At 47.3% G+C, this 18,557-nt stretch carries 19 protein-coding genes; 11 read left to right on the top strand and 8 right to left on the bottom strand.

Translation table 11 applies throughout. The features are described from left to right. Window positions 1-28 precede the first annotated feature (28 nt). The gene (gene smc / locus DQN52_RS07380; RefSeq protein WP_032827725.1) at window positions 29-3,517 is read right to left on the bottom strand and encodes a chromosome segregation protein SMC; all 3,489 of its coding nucleotides are present in this window, start codon (window positions 3,515-3,517) and stop codon (window positions 29-31) included. 88 nt (window positions 3,518-3,605) lie between these two features. Next, on the bottom strand, window positions 3,606-4,115 hold the full coding sequence (locus DQN52_RS07375; RefSeq protein ID WP_003787009.1) for a protein disulfide oxidoreductase: 510 nt from the start codon (window positions 4,113-4,115) through the stop codon (window positions 3,606-3,608). A gap of 135 nt (window positions 4,116-4,250) precedes the next feature. On the opposite strand from DQN52_RS07375, the gene DQN52_RS07370 reads away from it, so the two are divergent. Together DQN52_RS07370 and dapE are read left to right on the top strand one after the other, a co-directional pair. Then, window positions 4,251-5,408 carry a glycerate kinase gene (locus DQN52_RS07370; protein WP_003787013.1) on the top strand — a complete coding sequence of 386 codons (1,158 nt, stop codon included), beginning with the start codon at window positions 4,251-4,253 and terminating at the stop codon, window positions 5,406-5,408. A gap of 36 nt (window positions 5,409-5,444) precedes the next feature. Then, entirely contained in the window at window positions 5,445-6,569 is a 1,125-nt protein-coding gene (gene dapE / locus DQN52_RS07365; RefSeq protein WP_003787015.1) for a succinyl-diaminopimelate desuccinylase, read from the top strand. A 66-nt stretch (window positions 6,570-6,635) separates the two neighbouring features. Here dapE and DQN52_RS07360 read toward each other — a convergent pair whose 3' ends face one another. After that, on the bottom strand, window positions 6,636-6,995 hold the full coding sequence (locus DQN52_RS07360; RefSeq protein WP_003787016.1) for an Mth938-like domain-containing protein: 360 nt from the start codon (window positions 6,993-6,995) through the stop codon (window positions 6,636-6,638). Between the two features lie 99 nt (window positions 6,996-7,094). Between DQN52_RS07360 and DQN52_RS07355 the strand changes: the two genes are divergently transcribed. The 6 genes from DQN52_RS07355 (at window position 7,095) to DQN52_RS07320 (ending at window position 13,393) form a co-directional block, all read left to right on the top strand. Beyond that, window positions 7,095-8,402, top strand: a complete 1,308-nt coding sequence (locus DQN52_RS07355; RefSeq protein WP_003787017.1) for a homoserine dehydrogenase — start codon at window positions 7,095-7,097, stop codon at window positions 8,400-8,402. Then, window positions 8,395-8,874 (top strand): hypothetical protein, encoded by a 480-nt coding sequence (locus tag DQN52_RS07350; RefSeq protein ID WP_003787019.1) that lies wholly within the window; start codon window positions 8,395-8,397, stop codon window positions 8,872-8,874. The genes DQN52_RS07355 and DQN52_RS07350 overlap by 8 nt, the downstream gene beginning before the upstream one ends. A gap of 160 nt (window positions 8,875-9,034) precedes the next feature. Next, window positions 9,035-9,487, top strand: a complete 453-nt coding sequence (gene recX, locus DQN52_RS07340; protein WP_003787023.1) for a recombination regulator RecX — start codon at window positions 9,035-9,037, stop codon at window positions 9,485-9,487. Between the two features lie 245 nt (window positions 9,488-9,732). Continuing rightward, the gene (locus DQN52_RS07335) at window positions 9,733-10,173 is read left to right on the top strand and encodes a CZB domain-containing protein (protein WP_003787024.1); all 441 of its coding nucleotides are present in this window, start codon (window positions 9,733-9,735) and stop codon (window positions 10,171-10,173) included. A 302-nt stretch (window positions 10,174-10,475) separates the two neighbouring features. Beyond that, window positions 10,476-12,902: an endopeptidase La gene (lon, locus tag DQN52_RS07325; RefSeq protein WP_003787025.1), complete on the top strand. Its 2,427-nt coding sequence runs from the start codon at window positions 10,476-10,478 to the stop codon at window positions 12,900-12,902. Between the two features lie 122 nt (window positions 12,903-13,024). Beyond that, complete coding sequence (locus DQN52_RS07320; RefSeq protein WP_003787026.1) at window positions 13,025-13,393, top strand: HU family DNA-binding protein; 369 nt, start codon at window positions 13,025-13,027, stop codon at window positions 13,391-13,393. Window positions 13,394-13,449: 56 nt separating this feature from the next. Here the strand turns inward: DQN52_RS07320 and DQN52_RS07315 are convergent, their stop codons facing one another. The 5 genes from DQN52_RS07315 to DQN52_RS07295 all read right to left on the bottom strand — a co-directional run bounded on the left by DQN52_RS07315 (window position 13,450) and on the right by DQN52_RS07295 (window position 16,988). Then, entirely contained in the window at window positions 13,450-14,055 is a 606-nt protein-coding gene (locus tag DQN52_RS07315; RefSeq protein WP_003787028.1) for a hypothetical protein, read from the bottom strand. Window positions 14,056-14,133: 78 nt separating this feature from the next. Continuing rightward, a complete protein-coding gene (gene dapF / locus DQN52_RS07310; RefSeq protein WP_003787030.1) occupies window positions 14,134-14,982 on the bottom strand; it encodes a diaminopimelate epimerase in 849 nt (282 codons plus the stop codon). A gap of 70 nt (window positions 14,983-15,052) precedes the next feature. Beyond that, entirely contained in the window at window positions 15,053-15,463 is a 411-nt protein-coding gene (locus DQN52_RS07305) for a magnesium transporter (protein ID WP_003787032.1), read from the bottom strand. A gap of 41 nt (window positions 15,464-15,504) precedes the next feature. Beyond that, window positions 15,505-16,515: a DNA polymerase III subunit delta gene (gene holA / locus DQN52_RS07300; protein WP_003787034.1), complete on the bottom strand. Its 1,011-nt coding sequence runs from the start codon at window positions 16,513-16,515 to the stop codon at window positions 15,505-15,507. Window positions 16,516-16,517: 2 nt separating this feature from the next. Then, window positions 16,518-16,988, bottom strand: a complete 471-nt coding sequence (locus DQN52_RS07295) for an LPS-assembly lipoprotein LptE (protein ID WP_111694443.1) — start codon at window positions 16,986-16,988, stop codon at window positions 16,518-16,520. Between the two features lie 111 nt (window positions 16,989-17,099). Between DQN52_RS07295 and DQN52_RS07290 the strand changes: the two genes are divergently transcribed. The 3 genes from DQN52_RS07290 to fdx are packed head-to-tail and all read left to right on the top strand — an operon-like array spanning window position 17,100 to window position 18,542. Continuing rightward, window positions 17,100-17,582, top strand: coding sequence for an aminoacyl-tRNA deacylase (locus DQN52_RS07290; protein WP_003787038.1), 483 nt, complete (start codon window positions 17,100-17,102; stop codon window positions 17,580-17,582). Between the two features lie 15 nt (window positions 17,583-17,597). After that, window positions 17,598-18,143, top strand: coding sequence for a tetratricopeptide repeat protein (locus DQN52_RS07285; protein ID WP_003787040.1), 546 nt, complete (start codon window positions 17,598-17,600; stop codon window positions 18,141-18,143). A gap of 60 nt (window positions 18,144-18,203) precedes the next feature. Then, complete coding sequence (fdx, locus tag DQN52_RS07280; protein WP_003787042.1) at window positions 18,204-18,542, top strand: ISC system 2Fe-2S type ferredoxin; 339 nt, start codon at window positions 18,204-18,206, stop codon at window positions 18,540-18,542. Window positions 18,543-18,557 lie beyond the last annotated feature (15 nt).

Here is an 18,557-nt window from a genome sequence, read left to right as displayed (position 1 = left end):
AAAAAGTGCAGGCTGCTTTTTATATGGCTTACTGTTCCGCCATTTGCAACGCCTGTTGAATATCCACCGCCACAATCCGCGAAACGCCTTTTTCTTGCATGGTTACGCCAATCAGTTGCTCCGCCATTTCCATAGTTAAACGATTATGCGAAATGTATAAAAATTGCGTTTGCGCCGACATTTCCTTAACTAAATTGCAAAAACGACTGGTGTTGGCATCATCCAATGGCGCATCAACCTCGTCCAACAAACAAAACGGTGCAGGATTCAAACTAAACAGCGCAAATACCAAACTCATTGCCGTCAAAGCCTTTTCGCCACCACTCAACAAATGAATGGTTGAATTTTTCTTACCAGGTGGACGCGCCATAATAGACACGCCAGCCGTGAGCAAATCATCGTCCGACATTTTCAAACTGGCTTCGCCGCCGCCAAACAGCGTAGGGAAAAAGGTTTGCACCTTTTCATTGACCGCATCAAAAGTTTCTTTGAAGCGCGTTTTAGTTTCGCTGTCAATTTGCGCAATCGCTTCTTCCAGCAAATCAATCGCTGCCTGAACATCGCTGCTTTGGCTGCGGTAATACTCATCACGCTCACGCGCTTCTGCCAATTCCTGCAACGCTGCCAAATTGACCGCGCCCAATGATTGAATGGTCTGCGAAGTTTTGGCAATGTCCTGCGACAGATGATGGGCAGACGGCGCATTTTTTGCCGCCGTTTCCAATTCCGCCAAATCCGCGCCGCGTTCATGTAAATTTTCGTGATAGCGTTTCGCGTTGAGCAATGCTTCTTGCTGTTGCAGCAAAGTATTTTGCGCGGCTGCCTGAAATTGTGGCAACTGCGCCGACAAAGTTTGCTGTTGAGCATACAATTCACGCCCCAATGCTTGCGTTTCCGCTAAACGATTTTGCGCCGCTTTCATTTGGTCTTGCAGCGCGAAATCGTGTTCGCTTAATGTATTTAATTGAATACGTTGCGAATTATCAGGGTTTTCGTCCGCTTCGTCTTGCAACACCAATTCCGTTTGACGTTCCTGCCAATCCAATTTCTGCTGCTCCAACGTCTGAATTTGTTGGCGCAAATTATCCAAACGCTGCTGCTGTTTGTGCAACGCAATTTCCGCCAAACCGTACTGACGATTGGCTTCCAACAACCCTAATTGCGCTTGTTTCAACAAAGTTTGTTGCTGTTGATGGCTGCCTGAAAGCGTTTGATGTTGCAATTCCAATTCATGCGCCGACACCGCCAGCGTTTCAATATCATCGTGCAAACTGTCGCGATTTTGCGCTAATTGGCGGTTATCTTCCGCGATTTGTTGCAATTCACGCGCAATGTGTTCGCGGCGCAACTGCCCTTGATTGGTACGCGCAAACAATTCATTCGCCTTACTTTGCGCTTTCTGAACCTGCGCCGCTAATTGACGATTTTGCGCTTGCACATCACGGTAATAATGTTCAAGCGATTGATTTTCTTCGTAACATTGGTCTAACAGCGTTTGCGCGGCGGCTAATTTTGGCGCGAGTTCCGCCAATTCATTCGCCAAATCATCGTGGCGGCTTTTGTGTTCAATCAGTTGCAGGCTGCTTGACGGCTCAAACAGCACCACGCCAAATTTATCTACAATATGACCTTCGGGCGTGAGCCAAATTTGATGATTTTGCAATTCGCCCTGCTGCGACACCGCGTAAGCCAAATTCGGCGCACACAATACACCGTCCAACCAAAACGCTACGGCTGCCTGAAAATCTTTATGTGTGATTTGAATTTGGTTAATCAATGCTTGCGCTGGCTGAGTTTTCTTGTGCAGGCTGCCTGAATGCGAAATCCACGCTGCCGAACCTTGCGGCAAATCGTTAGCTAAATCATTGTTTTCAGGCAGCAAACGCGATTGTAAACGCTGCGCCAACACCACGCTCAAAGCGTGTTGCCAAGCGGCTGGCGCAACAAGGTGCTGCCACAACACAGGCGCATCGGCAAAATGGGTTTGCCCCCAAAAATCATGTGTAGGTTGATTTTGCAACAATTCCGCCAATGCCCCAAATTGCGCTTGTGCTGTCAAATGTTGCTGAAATAATTGATTAAATTGCGTTTCGGCTGCCTGAAAGCGCGTTTTGGCTTGATTCAGATTATTTTCACTTTCCGCCAAACGCATTTCGCTTTCATCATATTGATTTTGCAATAATTCTGCTTGTTCCTGCACTGCCAACAATTCCGTATCAGGCGGCAAATTCAAAGCAGCCTGCTCATCATTCAGACGCGCCAAACGCGCCGTATTGTTGCTCAATGTGCTGCTGGTGTGTTGCAGTTGCTGTTGTTTCAACGCCAATTCACGTTTAATACGGTTAAATTCATCTTGTTGATTTTGATACGCAAATTGCGTTTCTTGTTGCGATTGTTCCAATTCAGGCAGCCGCGTTTCGTGTTCCGCCACCGCCATTGCCAATTCACTCAACGCCACTTGTTTATCCGCAATATCGCCTTCCAAAATATCGCATTCACTACGGATAATAATTTGTTCTTGTTGAATTTTGTGTAATTGAACTTGTGCTGCTGCCTTATCGCGTTCTATGCGTTGCTGTTGCGATTGTCGGGCGCGTAATTGTTCTTCCAAACGCGCAATTTGTTCGCGCAACAAAGCGTGTTCTTGGTTCAACGCATGATGATGTTGTTGCTGCTCTTGCTCGGTTTGGCGCAACGCATTCAATTTTTCATTTAATTCAATATTTTGCTCTTGTGCTTGTTCTTGTTGATATTTTGCCGCGTAATGCGCTTCGCTCAATTTATCCGCGTCCGCCAAAGCCGTTTGCCATTGCACAAAATCCAAAATATTTTGCAAGCGCGTTAATTTTTCTTGTAGTTGCTGATAATTTTCCGCCGTACCTGCTTGTTTTTCCAGCTTTTCAACTTGTCGCGCCAATTCGGTTTGCAAATCTGCCAAGCGTTGCAAATGTTCGCGCGTGTCTTTTAAGCGCGTTTCCGTTTCGCGGCGGCGTTCTTTGTATTTGGATACGCCTGCCGCTTCTTCAATGTAGGCGCGTAATTCTTCGGGACGCGCTTCAATAATTCGCGAAATCATGCCTTGTTCAATCACGGCATAACCACGCGCACCCACACCCGTTCCCAAAAATAAATCGGTAATGTCGCGGCGGCGCACCGCTTGATTGTTGATGAAATACGAAGAATCACCCTGACGAGTGAGCTGGCGTTTAATGGACACTTCCGCATACTGCCCCCACGCGCCTTGCAAACTGTGGTCGCTGTTGTCAAACACCAATTCTACAGACGCACGCGGTGCAGGACGGCGCGTAGCAGCACCGTTGAAAATCACGTCTTGCATACTTTCGCCGCGTAGCTGTTTTGCCGACGCTTCGCCCAATACCCAACGCACCGCGTCAATGACATTGGATTTGCCGCAGCCGTTTGGGCCAATCACGGCAACCAGTTGTCCTGGTACGTGAATGGTGGTGGGGTCGGTGAACGATTTGAAACCTGCTAATTTGATTTGGGTTAAACGCATAAGTAGAACGGCAATAAAAGGAAAAGCGCGGATTATAGCAAAAAGCAGCCTGCACATTCTGTTTACCCAATGTGCAGGTTGCTTTTTTTCAATTCAAAACATTCGCCAGCGCAATCCGTGCTTTCAAGCCCCAATAGCTCGCCAAACCTGTGGTACTGTGAACCACTTTGCCATTGCGAATGAGCACGATTGTGGGCGTTACTTTAATTCCCCATGCTTGCGATAATTCACCATGCTCATCGTTAATCGTGTCAAACGCCAAGTGATTTTGCTGCAAATAATCGCTCACATTGTGCAGGCTGCCTGAACGCAACGCTACACCCAACACAGGCACACCATCAGCGTGTAAATCGTTGATTACAGGCGACGTGTGTTTGCAAATCCCACACCAGCTTCCCCAAAAATACAGCACCAAAGTTTGATTGTCGCTGGATTTCGCCAATGTGGATTGCGTTTGTTGTAGCGTGGTAAATGGCGCGTTGGCTGCGTTCATGGGCGCGGACGGTTTGCGCCAATAATCTATCGCCACGCTGATAATCAGCAGCATAAATAGCGTTTGCGCGATTTGTTTTGCCCAGTAAATCAATTTTGTCTTCATGTGTTTGTTGCGTGAAAAAAGGCGGATTGTAGCAAAAATGTTGTAAGCAGCCTGCACGATTGGTTTTGCGTTACAATAAAAACCATTGTGCAGGCTGCTTTGCCACTTTTTTGCTGATTCAGAAAGGTCAATCCCATGAAAAAAATCGTCATTGCCCCCGATTCGTTTAAAGAAAACCTATCCGCCTTGCAAGTGGCGCAATGTATTGAAAACGGCTTCAAAACAGCCTTCCCCAACGCCGAATACATCAAAATTCCCGTTGCTGATGGCGGCGAAGGCATGGTGGACACATTGTTGGAAGCATCGCACGGTACAAAAATCACGCAAAGCGTTACCAGCGCAACAGGCGAACCGATTGCCGCTTTTTGGGGTTTATCAGGCGACAACCACACCGCAATGATAGAAGTTGCCGCCGCTTGCGGTTTGGCAGACGTATCGCCCGAACAACGCAATCCCAGCATTACCACGACTTTGGGCGTGGGCGAATTGATTGTGTCGGCATGGGACAAAGGTGTGCGCCATTTTATTATTGGCTTGGGTGGTAGCGCGACCAACGATGGCGGTGCAGGCATGTTGCAAGCCTTGGGCGCAAGATTTCTGGATAAAAACGGCAACGAATTGCCACGCGGCGGTTTAGCATTGGCGCAACTGGATAGAATTGACATCGCCCAGTTGGATACGCGCATTGCTCAAAGTCGTTTTGATGTGGCGTGCGATGTCAATAATCCGCTAACAGGCGAACACGGTGCAGCACACGTTTTCGCACCGCAAAAAGGCGCAACGCCCGAACAAGTGGCGCAACTAGACGCGGCATTAAAGCATTTTGCTGATATTGTGCGCCGTGATTTAAACGTGGAAATAGACAATATTGCGGGCGCAGGCGCGGCTGGCGGTTTGGGCGCGGCGTTTGCAGGCTTTTTAAATGGACATTTGCAAAGCGGCATCAAAATGATTACCGATTGGTTGCGTTTTGCCGATGCCATTCAAGGTGCGGACTTGGTTATCACAGGCGAAGGGCGTATTGACGACCAAAGCATCAAAGGCAAAGTGCCCGTTGGCGTGGCACAAATTGCCAAACAACACAACATTCCTGTTATCGCGATTGCAGGCAGTTTGGGCAAAAACGTAGAAGTGGTACACGATTATGGCATTGATGCCGTGTTCAGCGTGTTGCCCAAATGCTGCGATTTGCGCGAAGCTTTATCGATGGCAGAAGCCAATGTAACGCAAACAGCGCGAAATGTGGCAGCAGTTTTGGCGATTTCTGTTAGCCTGAATTTAAAAATCCGCTAAAATCCCCTTTTTTCAACTGTACAAAGCAGCCTGCACATGAACACACTCGCATTAGCCAAACAATTATTAGCCGAACAATCCATCACACCCGATGATAAAAATTGCCAAACCATTCTCGCCGACCGCCTACGCGCCATCGGCTTCACGATTGAAGAAATGCACTTTGGCGAAACCAAAAATTTCTACGCACGTTTGGGCGACACCACGCCTGTGCTGTGTTTCGCAGGGCATACCGATGTCGTGCCAACAGGCGACGTGAGCAAATGGACGTTTGACCCATTCACGCCCACCGAACACGACGGCAAACTCTACGCGCGTGGCGCAGCCGACATGAAAACCGCGATTGCGTGTTTTATTACCGCGTGTGAGCGTTTTGTTGCCGCCAATCCCGATTTTTCAGGCAGCCTAGCCTTGTTAATCACGTCAGACGAAGAAGGCGACGCGCACGATGGCACAACCAAAGTCGTTGATAAATTAAAAGAACGCGGCGAAATGTTGGATTATTGCATTGTTGGCGAACCCACTGCCGTCAATCAATTAGGCGACACGCTGAAAAACGGCAGACGCGGCTCGCTTTCAGGCAGCCTGACCGTGCAAGGCAAACAAGGACACATCGCCTACCCACATTTGGCAAACAATCCCATTCACGCCGCCGCGCCAGCATTAGCCGAACTTGCCGCAACCGAATGGGACAAAGGCAACGCCTATTTTCCAGCCACTAGCTTTCAAATTTCCAACATCAACGGTGGCACAGGCGCAACCAACGTAATCCCAGCCACCGTAAACGTGAAATTCAACTTCCGTTTTTCCACCGAACAAACGGAAAGCAGCCTGAAAAATCGCGTATACGAAATTTTAGATAAACACGACTTAACCTATGATTTAGCGTGGAGTTTGTCGGGCAATCCATTTTTGACCGAAGCAGGAAAATTAACTGAAATCGCCCAAGCAGCCTGCACCGAAATTTGTGGCGTAACGCCTGAATTGTCCACGACTGGCGGCACTTCGGACGGACGTTTCATTAAAGCGATTGCGCGTGAATTGATTGAACTGGGTTTTGTGAATGCGACCATTCATCAAATTGATGAACATATTGAATTGGCGGACATTGATAAATTGTCTGCCGTGTATGAAAAAATGATGATTTCATTGGTTAAATAATAGCAAAGCAGTCTGCACTTTTAAATCAAACAAAAGTGCAGGCTGCTTTTATATTTGCGGATTTGCCTACCACAACCACGCACAAACTTTACGCCCCTCGCTACGCAAAAGCATATAAGTCCGACACGCCGCCGCCGTGGTCATGCATTCCAGCCCAACACCCAACGAAGCAGCCTGCGCCACCAGTTTGGGCGACACAAATCGCTGCTTTTCGCCTGTGCCAATCAGCAAAACATTTGCGCCTTGCTCAAAAGCAGCCTGCACATCGTTTAGCGTGATTTCTTGCTCGGTTTGGTATGCTACTGGGCAAACTTCATCGCCCAAATAAACAGGAAATTCATAGATTTTTCCTGAAATTTCAATTTGTTGTGAATTGTGTGCGTCAATGGTTAGCCCTGTGCTGAGGCGCATTTCTTCAAAATTCATTGGGATTCCTTATTATTTAAAGATGCAAAAATAGGCAAAATCGGGTAATATCTCGCGCATTTTTTAACTGTTTTATTTTACTCTTGTTCAGGAAAAATTATGCAAGCAATTAACATCGGATTATTGGGATTAGGCACAGTGGGCGGTGGCGTGGCGCAAGTATTGCGCGACAATGCTGCCGAAATTTCGCGCCGTTTGGGTCGTGAAGTGAAACTGTCTGCCGTATGCGATTTGAACGCGCAACGTGCAGCAGAACTCGCCCCACAAGCCGCATTCGTGCCAAGCCCATTGGAATTGGTGCAGCGCGATGATGTGGATATTGTGGTGGAATTATTTGGCGGCACAGGCATTGCCAAAGATGTGGTGTTAAAAGCGATTGAAAACGGCAAACACATTGTTACAGCAAACAAAAAATTGCTGGCTGAATACGGCAACGAAATTTTTGCGTTGGCAGAACAAAAAAATGTGATGGTGCAATTTGAAGCGGCGGTGGCTGGCGGTATTCCCATTATCAAAGCCTTGCGCGAAGGTTTGGCAGCCAACCAAATCAAATCTATTGCAGGCATTATCAACGGCACAAGCAATTTTATTTTGACCGAAATGCGCGAAAAAGGCAGCGCGTTTGCCGATGTGTTGGCAGAAGCGCAACGCTTGGGCTATGCCGAAGCCGACCCGACTTTTGATATTAAAGGACACGACGCTGGACACAAAATCACGATTATGTCGGCATTGGCGTTTGGTACGCCTGTGAACTTTGGCGCATGCTATTTGGAAGGCATCAGTAAATTAGACAGCCGCGATATTAAATACGCCGAAGAATTGGGCTATCGCGTGAAATTATTGGGCATTACACGCAAAACCGAAAAAGGCATTGAATTGCGCGTACACCCGACTTTAATCCCAGAAAGCCGTTTGTTGGCGAATGTAAATGGCGTGATGAATGCAGTTCGCGTCAATGCCGATATGGTAGGCGAGACTTTGTATTACGGCGCAGGTGCAGGCGCGTTGCCAACAGCCAGCGCGGTAGTAGCCGATTTGATTGATATTTCGCGCTTGATTACGGCAGACACCGAAAACCGCGTACCACATTTGGCGTTCCAACCAAGCCAAGTGGTTGAGCAAACCTTCGTGCCAATGGACGAAATCAGCAGCAGCTACTATTTGCGCGTGCAAGTGGCGGACAAAGCAGGCGTGTTGGGTGCGATTGCTAGCTTGTTGGCAAAAGAAAATGTGTCGATTGAAGCCTTGATTCAAAAAGCGGTTTTGGACAACAACCAAGCGGAAATCGTGATTTTGACGCACAACACCATTGAGAAAAACGTGAAAGCGGCGATTAAAGCAATTGAAGCGCAAGACACGGTTTCGTCGCCCGTTACTTTAATCCGCATGGAAACCCTAAATGGCTGATTTGGAGCAAGACAAAAAGCAGCCTGCACCTGAAATCCAGCCAGAAAGTGCAGGCTGCTTGGTAGATGAAGCCGAAGCGCAGCGAATAGCCCTATCAGCAAAAAAACGCAAAACGCTGATTAACTGGATGCGCGTGATTGCGCTGATGTTTGCAGGCTTTTTCTTTTTGAGCCAATGCGCGATGAGCAAAGAACAGGCGATTGCCAAAATTGTGGAAAGCTGCATACAAAACGTGCCAGCCGCACCTAAATGGCAGGCAGATTTGCAACAACGCGGCTTGCAAGACAGCGATGGACGCTTGGTGGCGGAATATTGCGTATGCGTGTGGAAAGAGCCGTTACAGCGTTTGGGTGTGAAGCAAATTCAATCGTTTGCCAAAATTAGCTCGGAAGAACGCTTAAAATTGCTGGGTGGCGCAGATGCGTTTACGGCGCGAGACCAGCAATGTGTGGCGAATTTGAAAAATAATTAACGTGAAATGCCGCTTGCAAACCGAGTGGCATTTTTTATAGTGAAGTGAAATCGCAATGGTACGGCGTTGATAACGCTCTTATGTACGATTTGTACACGGCGAGCGTTATCGCCTTGTCCCATTTTTATTTCACTTCACTATATTTGGGATATCAATTAACATGAAAACCGAAAAATCACTCCGCGCCCGAGCGATGGAAATGATGTCGCGCCGTGAAATGAGCCAAGCCGAATTACGCGCTAAATTGTTGCCCCACGCCAACGATAGCGATGAATTGGACGCGGTGTTGGCAGAATTTGCGAAAAACAACTGGCAATCGGACGAGCGATTTGCAGAAGCGTTTGTTCGCAGCAAAAGCAGTAAACACGGCGCAGGACGTTTGCGCCAAGAATTGCGACAACGCGGCGTATCGGCAGAATTGATTCAGCAATATTTGCCCGACCGCGAAACAGAATTGGATAACGCAATAGAAGTCGCCCGCAAAAAATTCAAGCAGCCTGCACAAAATCGGCAGGAATGGGACAAGCAAATGCGTTTTATGTTGTATCGCGGTTTTGCAATGGCAACGGCGCAGGCTGCTTTGAAACGCGCTTGGGCAGACGATGAAGAATAAAAGCAGCCTGCACATTTTGTGGTGTTTATGTGCAGGCTGCTTTGAATATTATATCAGTTAAATGCAAGTAAAAATCATTAGTTTAACATATTGATATTAATCAATAAAAATAAAATTCCCATCAAAAAATGATTGAATAACCTTGTGCAAGGTTCTATCATAATCTCAATGAATTTCGGCATAGAAATATGCGGAATGTTGGTAGCGTTGTTATTGGAATTTAAATTTTCTTAAAGGTGAATACGATGGATTTGAAATTATGGATTGAGCAATATAATGCGGGCAAAGATGTTCCGCTAAATTTAACAACGGCTCAACAGGATTTGCATGGTTTGTATTTATTGGAAGCAATTGCAGCGCACGAGGCTTGGATTGAGAAATTGGAAAGTACGTTGCGTGGTAAAAACCCCGAAGAATACGACCCAGCCGTTGTGGGAGTAGACCATTTGTGTAAATTGGGCAAGTGGCTGTATGGCGATGGTTTGTTTTTGGATAAATATCCAGAATACGAAGTAGTTAAAAATGCTCATGCGCGTTTTCATCAATGTGCTGGCGACATTTTGCAAAATCATCGAAAAGGCTATTTAATGGAAGCGATTAGTGCGCTGCGCCATGAGTTAATTGATTTGTCGAAAGAAGTTAAAGTGGCATTAGTTAGTTTGTTGGATAAAGTCCAAACAAATTAAGCTGTGTGCGTGCATAATTGGATAAAGCTGCCTGAATAATATTAGGCAGCTTTTTACTTGATATATAGTTGATTAAAATTGCAATGATACTGCGTTGCCAACTCCCTTATGTACTAGGTGTACACGGCGGTCGTTGTCGCCTTGTCCTAATCTAAATTTAATCCACTATATTTTAATCAACAGTCCAAATAGTGTATCAAAAAGCAGCCTGCACTTTATTATCCGCATTCCACTTGAAAAACAAGCAGCCTGCACTTATTTAGCCATTCACACTATTTTTTACATTAAGAGAATCTGCAATCATGGCACGAAAAAAATCAACCACAGCTCAATTCCCTACCCTGCCTCTGCGCGACATGGTGGTGTACCCAGGAATGGTGTTGCCGCTCTTTGTGGGTAGACCCAAATCGGTGGCTGCGCTCAATGTCGCTATGGAGCAAAACGAACAGGTCTTTTTGTTGGCGCAACAAAACGGCAGCGAAGAAGAACCCAGCCCCAACGATTTGCACGAAGTCGGCACAGTTGCCAATATTTTGCAAGTACTAAAATTGCCCGATGGCACGGTTAAATTGCTGGTAGAAGGCTCAGAACGCGCCGCCGCCGTGCAAATTAGCGACACAGGCGAATATTTGGTTGCCACGGTAGAAATGTTAAGCGACACCAACGAACAAGCACCCAATGTGGAAGCCTTGCGCCGTACTTTGCTGAATCAGTTTGACCAATACGTCAAAGCCAACAAAAAAATCCCCAACGAAGTAGTAGCAAGCATTCACGAAATTGAAAACAACGGTCGCCTAACCGACACTGTGTCAGCGCATTTGCAACTGAAATTAGAGCAACGTCAAAAATTATTGGCTTTGGCTGATGTCGTTGAGCGCATGGAATTTTTGTTGGCGCAAATTGAAGGCGAGTTGGAAATCTCACAACTGGAAAAACGCATCCGCGGCAAAGTTAAACGCCAAATGGACAAAAACCAGCGCGATTACTATTTAAACGAGCAAATCAAAGTCATTCAAAAAGAATTGGGCGAAGAAGAAGATAGCCGCGATTTTGAAAAATTGGCGCAACAAATCCAAGAGGCTGGCATGAGCAAAGAAGCCGAAGAAAAAGCCATGTCGGAATTGCGTAAATTGAAAATGATGCCGCCGATGTCGTCTGAAAGCACGGTTGTTCGCAATTATATTGAAACGCTGATTGAATTGCCGTGGAAGAAAAAAACGCGTGTCAGCAAAGATTTAGCCAAAGCCGATTTGGTATTGAACGAAGACCACTACGGCTTGGAAAAAGTTAAAGAACGCATTTTGGAATATTTGGCAGTTCAAAAACGCACCGATAAATTGAAAGGTCCGATTTTGTGCTTGGTTGGCCCACCGGGCGTGGGTAAAACTTCGTTGGGCGAATCCATCGCCAAAGCCACAGGGCGCAAATATGTTCGCATGGCGTTGGGCGGCGTGAAAGATGAAAGCGAAATTCGCGGACATCGCCGTACTTACATTGGCTCAATGCCGGGCAAAATCATGCAAAGCATGACGAAAGTGGGCGTGAAAAATCCATTGTTCTTGTTAGACGAAATTGACAAATTGGGCAACGATTTCCGTGGCGACCCTGCGGCCGCATTATTGGAAGTGCTTGACCCTGAACAAAATAGCGCGTTTGCCGACCATTTTGTTGAAGTGGATTTTGATTTGAGCGATGTGATGTTTATTGCTACATCAAACAGTTTCAATATTCCACCTGCGCTACTCGACCGCATGGAAATTATCCGCCTGTCTGGTTACACGGAAGACGAAAAAATCAACATTGCCATGCAATACCTTGTGCCAAAACAAATGAAACGCAATGGTGTAAAAGACAGCGAATTGGCGATTGATGAAACGGCGGTACGCGATATTGTGCGCTATTACACGCGAGAAGCGGGCGTGCGTTCATTAGACCGTGAAATTGCAAAAATTTGTCGTAAAGCCGTGATTAAAAATGAACTTTCAGACAGCCTGAAAGCCAAAAAGCCGAAAGTTTTGCGTGTAGATGAAAAAAATTTGGGCGAATTTTTAGGCGTGCGTCGTTTCGATTATGGCGTAACGGCTGGCGAAAATCGCATTGGTCAAGTAACGGGTTTGGCGTGGACGGAAGTCGGCGGCGAATTGCTGACGATTGAAGCGGTTGCATTGAAAGGCAAAGGCGCGATTGTTCGCACGGGTAAATTGGGCGATGTGATGCAGGAATCCATTTCAGCAGCGTGGTCGGTGGTGCGTTCTCGTGCGGAAAGTTTGGGGATTGCGCCCGATTTCTACGAGAAAAACGATATGCACGTTCACGTTCCCGAAGGCGCGACTCCGAAAGACGGTCCAAGTGCAGGTATTGCGATGACATTGGCAATGGTTTCTGCTTTGACCAATATTCCTGTTCGCGCTGATGTGGCGATGACTGGCGAAATCACGTTGCGCGGCGAAGTATTGCCGATTGGCGGATTGAAAGAGAAACTGTTGGCGGCGTTGCGCGGCGGCATCAAACACGTTCTGATTCCAAAAGACAATGTGAAGGATTTGGAAGAAATTCCGCAAAACGTGAAAGACGGTTTGGAAATTCACGCGGTGCAATGGATTGATGAAGTGTTTGTGCTGGGATTGGAAAAGCAGCCTGCACCTTATGTTGCCGATGAAATCTTGCCCGAAAATGCGATTAAAGTGCAGGCTGCTTCTAAAAAGTCACGCACGCCACGCCAGCATTAACGTGTTGCAATAATGCGAATAAGCAGGGAGTTTGGTGTAAAAAAATCTCTTTTCGATGTTTTACGCTTGACATAGCAACAACTCACTTGCTATAAATCTGCCATAGATTGATATGGCTGCAAATGCCCGATTATCGGGCGTTTGCTGATATTGAACCCTTATCCCCCCCTTTTTTGAGAGGCAAAATTATGAATAAATCTGAATTGATTGATGCGATTGCAACAGAATCTGGTTTGACCAAAACCGATGCAAGCAAAGCATTGGACGCATTTACCGAAGTGGTTAAAAACACCTTGAAAACTGGCGATTCAATCACATTGGTAGGCTTTGGTACATTCAAAGTGGCTGACCGTGCAGAACGTCAAGGCTTGAATCCAAAAACCAAAGAAGCGATTACTATCCCTGCTGCGCGTGTGCCTAAATTCACACCAGGTAAAGCGTTGAAAGATGTTTTGGTTGCAGAACAACCTGCTGCTAAAAAGAAAAAATAAGCAGTTAAACTAAAAAAGCAGCCTGCACATTTGATTTGAATGTGCAGGCTGCTTTTTTATCCATTTAAAGTTCTTGATACTGCTACGGCTACAAACATCGCTTGCAGTATGAATGCCAACCAAAAACCAATATGTAATTGAGTTGCGCTAAAACACGCGGCATCTTGTTTATTCAACCAACTGCGGTGTAGCCAAAAAATGTCCATAATAAACGCGGTAAACGTCCACCACAGCCATGGTGTGCCATACAATTCCAGCAAGGCAGGCGATAAAAATGGCGTGAGCGCATTGGGGTGCCACCACCATACCAAAAACACACATAAGACAAATGCCAAGTGCATGACCAAACTTGCCAATGCCAGCAGGGTTAAAAACGCGCCTGTTTGCCCTTGATAGAGTGGCGTTTGGCGGTGTTCATCGGGCAGCTTGCGAACCGAATTCAGCCAAAAAAAGATGCTGCCAACAAACACATAAAAATGCGCTAAATAAAGATTGGCGGTGTGGGTAATGCCCAATACGCGCGGTAAAAATTGTGCCGAAAACAAGCCTAGCGCAAGCCAAATCGCCACGCTAAACCACAGCCATTGCAGCGCACCGTGCCGTATCGCGTGAAAAGCAAACGCCAGCACCAACACGCCAATCAGCCATATATTCCAATCCATTTTGTTCCTATACAAATTTGCAGGCTGCTTTTTTACGAGTGTTCGTAGTAAAAGCAGCCTGCACTTGTTCAAGTTGATTTAAACCGCAATTTCACCTGTAAATACTGTAACCGCAGGGCCTGTCATCATCACATCGCCGCCGTCTTGCCAGCTAATGTACAAATCGCCACCAGGTAGGCTCACGCGGATTGGCTCGCCTGCTGTCAGCAAGCTCAAACGCACGCCCGACACCACCGCTGCACACGCGCCCGTGCCACAAGCTTGGGTTTCGCCCGAACCGCGTTCAAACACACGCAATTTAATGTGTTGTGCGTCCACAATTTGCATAAAGCCCACATTTACACGCGCAGGAAAGCGAGCGTGATTTTGCAATGCGTTGCCCCAATTTTCCACAGGCGCGGTTGCCACATCGCCCACCAACATCACGGCATGGGGGTTACCCATGCTCACCAGCGACATTTCCGCGCTGTCTATACCATTGACCACAATAAAGGTTTTGTCATCAGCTTTTTCGCCAGAACGCAACACAAACGGCACGTCATCGGGCGCAAAACGCGGCTGACCCATGTTTACGGTTACCAAACCATCATCGTTTAAACGCGGTTTGATGATGCCACGCGCAGTTTCCACCACAATTTCGGGTTTGTCGGTTAAACCTTGCTCGGTAACAAATTTGACGAAGCAACGTGCACCATTGCCACATTGTTCTACTTCGCCGCCGTCTGCGTTGAAAATGCGATAGCGAAAATCTACGTCATCGCTTTGCGCTTTTTCTACCACGAGCAACTGGTCAAAGCCAATGCCTGTGTAGCGGTTTGCCCATTGCGCGATTTGTTCGGCGCGTGGTTCAAAAGTTTGGTTGATGGCATCAATCACCATAAAATCGTTGCCCAAACCATGCATTTTGCTGAATTTTAAGTTTGTCATTGCGATTCCTTTCTATGCGATTGCAGGCTGCTTTGAGTAGAAAAGCAGCCTGCACTTTAAATCATACCAATTAACGCGGACGACCGCGGAATTTGGGCTGATGTTTTGCCATTTCTTGATTGGCGGCTTGCTTACTGACGCGCTCGCTCAATCGTTTTTCGGCTTCCACCACCGAGCATTTCATCGCTTGGCTGGCAATATACAAGGCATCTTTACGCGCTTGTCCGCCTGTAAAATACATACGGCGCAAATCGGCTGGGTGAATTTTGCCGTTTTTCAAGTCAATATTAAACTTGGCGGCGTGTTCCACCAGCTTTTTCTGTTTCCAATACACCGTGCCTGTTGCGCCACCGACAATCGCGGCAACCAGCACAATGCCAATAATGATAGACAGCCACCACGACGCGCCAAATAAATAGGCAATAAAACCAATCACGGTTGCCATGATAACCCAAATCAAAACCATACGTTGTTTATCCATTTGTTTTCCTTATTGTATTACTGAAACATAAATCAAAAAAATTAGTGCGCCAATGTCATGACCAAGTGCCGAAAACTCGCCCATGCATCGCCCGATTCCGCGCCTTTGATTTGGCGGTCAATTTTCGCGCATTCTTGTAAACTGTTGATGAGCTGGGCAACCGATAATCGTGCAGCGGCTTTGGGCATGAGTGTTTGCTTGTCGCCCCACAAACGCAATTCGTTACGAACTTGCTGCGCGGTTTTGCCTTGTTTAAGCGCGGCAGACAAGCGGATTACCGTTCTGATGTCTTCCGCAACTGACCACAATGCCAACACGGGTTCATCGCCTTCTGCTTCCAAACCTTCGAGCAGGCGCACCACGCGTTTAGTGTCGCCGCCCAGCCATGCAGACGATAAATCAAACACATCAAATCGCGCCACGTTGGCAATAGCAGCCTGCACATCGTCCAAGCTCAACACATGACCTTGTGCATACAGCAAACCCAGTTTTTCTATTTCTTGCTTGGCGGCGAGCAGGTTTCCTTCTACGCGTTCGGTAAACAGTTGCAGCGCATCGGCATCAATATCCAAACCTTGCGCGGCTAGGCGTTCGCGTATCCATGCTGGTAAGGAGTTGCCGACAATCGGCTTGGCTTCTAGCACCATGCCATTTTTTGCCAACGCGGTAAACCATTTGGATTGAGTTTGCATTTTGTCTAGCTTGGGCAACACCAGTAACACCACCGTGTCGGCTGGCAACTGTTGCGCCAACTGCTGCAAGGCATCGCCGCCTTGTTTGCCTACTTTGCCGTTTGGGATATGAATTTCCAGCAGTTTTTGACTAGCAAACAAACTGACGCTGTTGGCTTCGGCGAGCAAAGGTTGCCAATCAAAGTTGGCTGAATCTACCGTATAGACTTCGCGGTTGAGATATTGCTGCTGTTTGGCGGCAGCGCGAATAGCATCAACGGCTTCCAAGCGCAACAATTCTTCTTCGCCGTGGATTAGGTATAAAGGCGATAAAGGACGTTGCAGGCTGCTTTCTAGCATTTTCCAGCTTAATTCTGCCATGTTTATTCTTTCGGCAAAAAGCCCAATCGGCGCACGATTTGCGATGCGGCATCGGTACGAATATCGCGCCACAAAGCCAATTCTTCGCTTTCCTTGCCCAAGACTTCGCTGTCGCTGTATGTCATGTTGCGGCTAACGGTTACGGTCATCGGCTCGCCCCACGCTTTGCCGTTGCGATAGGCTTGTGCCACCACGTGCAGCGAGTACAAATATTCGTTCAATTTGGCGGCGCGGGTAATGGTGGCGATGTCGCGTTTACTGTCCACGCTCAACACGTGCACTTCCGCGCTGGCTTGTGGATTGACGCTGGCAGCGGCGCGTTGTAATTCTGCCTGCAATTCGGCTTGAATGCCACCGCCTTGTACGCGCCATTCTTTAACCACCAAGGCATTTTGTGGCAACGTGCCTTTTAGGTGGAAACCGCAAGCTGCCAGCAACAAAGTCGCGCCCATTGCCATAATTTTGCTTTTCATATTGATGCTCATCAGCCGATAAAAATAAGCATCGCATTATAGCTGCACAGTTAAGAAAAGTAAAAAATTGCGCTACAATATTGTTCTTTTTTAGATGCAGGCTGCTTTGCTATGTCCAAACCCAATTATCCGATTACTGCTGCGATTCGTTTTCTTCGCGCTCACAACATCGCGTTTGAACCGCATTTGTATGATTATGTAGAACACGGTGGCACGGCGCATTCGGCGCAATCGCTCCATGTGCCAGAACACGCTATCATTAAAACCATTATTTTAATCAACGAGAAAAAACAAGGCTTAATCTGCCTAATGCATGGCGACAAGCAAATTTCTACGCGCAACTTGGCACGCGAATTGGGCATGAAACACATCGAGCCAGCCCAACCCGAACAAGCAAATAAATGGTCAGGTTACTTGGTGGGCGGCACATCGCCATTTGGCTGCAAAACACCGCTGCCTGTGTATGCCCAACGCAGTATTTTGGATTTGCCACGCATTTACATCAACGGCGGCAAACGCGGTTTTTTAGTGGCAATTACGCCACAAGATTTGCAATCGTTGTCGCCTGTGTGGGTGGACGTGGTTGCCGAATAAATCAAGGAAATGATGATGTTGAAGACTTTTTATGTTGGATTGATGTTTTTGGCGGCTAGCAGCGCGTTCGCACAAAAGCAGCCTGCACCTTCTGCCAACGATGCGATTTACGCCCAAGCCGTTGCCGCTTATCAACGCGAAGACTTTGCCACGGTACACAAATTATTATTGCCGCTTGCCGAACAGGGAGACGCGACCGCACAGCACAATTTAGCAGTATTGTATCAAGACGGTTTAGGCACAAAAGCCGACATCGCCCAAGCCTTGATGTGGTATGAAAAAGCGGCGGCACAAGGCAATGCCGAAGCGCAATTTATGGCGGGTTTGCTGCACAGCGACCAGCAACAATACGAACGCGCCGTGTATTGGTACACGCTGGCGGCAAAGCAAGGACACGCCGAAGCGCAAAATAATTTGGCAGCGCGTTACGCCACAGGCACGGGCGTGGAGCGCAATATTGACACAGCGATTGAATGGTATCGCCAAGCAGCCGAACAGGGGCATGAAAGCGCGGCGCATACTATGCAGCAGCTTAAAGCGGAATTTGACAGGAATAAATAAAGCAGCCTGCACTTTTTTGCGCTACAATTCGCCATTTTGATTATATAGAGAACACACATCATGCCAAAAATAACCATTCTGCCCCACGCAGAACTCTGCCCCGAAGGCAAAATCATTGAAGCCGCGCCACAAGGCGAAACCATTTGCGATGTTTTATTGCAACACGATATTGACATCGACCACGCTTGCGAAAAATCGTGCGCTTGCACCACTTGCCATGTAATTGTGCGACAAGGCTACGACAGCTTGGTTGAACCAACCGAATTGGAAGAAGATTTGCTAGACCAAGCATGGGGCTTGGAAGCTGAATCGCGTTTGAGCTGTCAAGCGGTGGTGGCAGACGAAGATTTGATTGTGGAAATTCCGAAATACACCATTAACCATGCGCGTGAGCATTGATTGATTAAAAAAACG

This window comes from Kingella kingae (genome assembly GCF_900475905.1).
Classification (GTDB): domain Bacteria; phylum Pseudomonadota; class Gammaproteobacteria; order Burkholderiales; family Neisseriaceae; genus Kingella; species Kingella kingae.
Note: the sequence above shows the minus strand (reverse complement) of the source record. Positions and strands in the feature narration are given on the sequence as shown.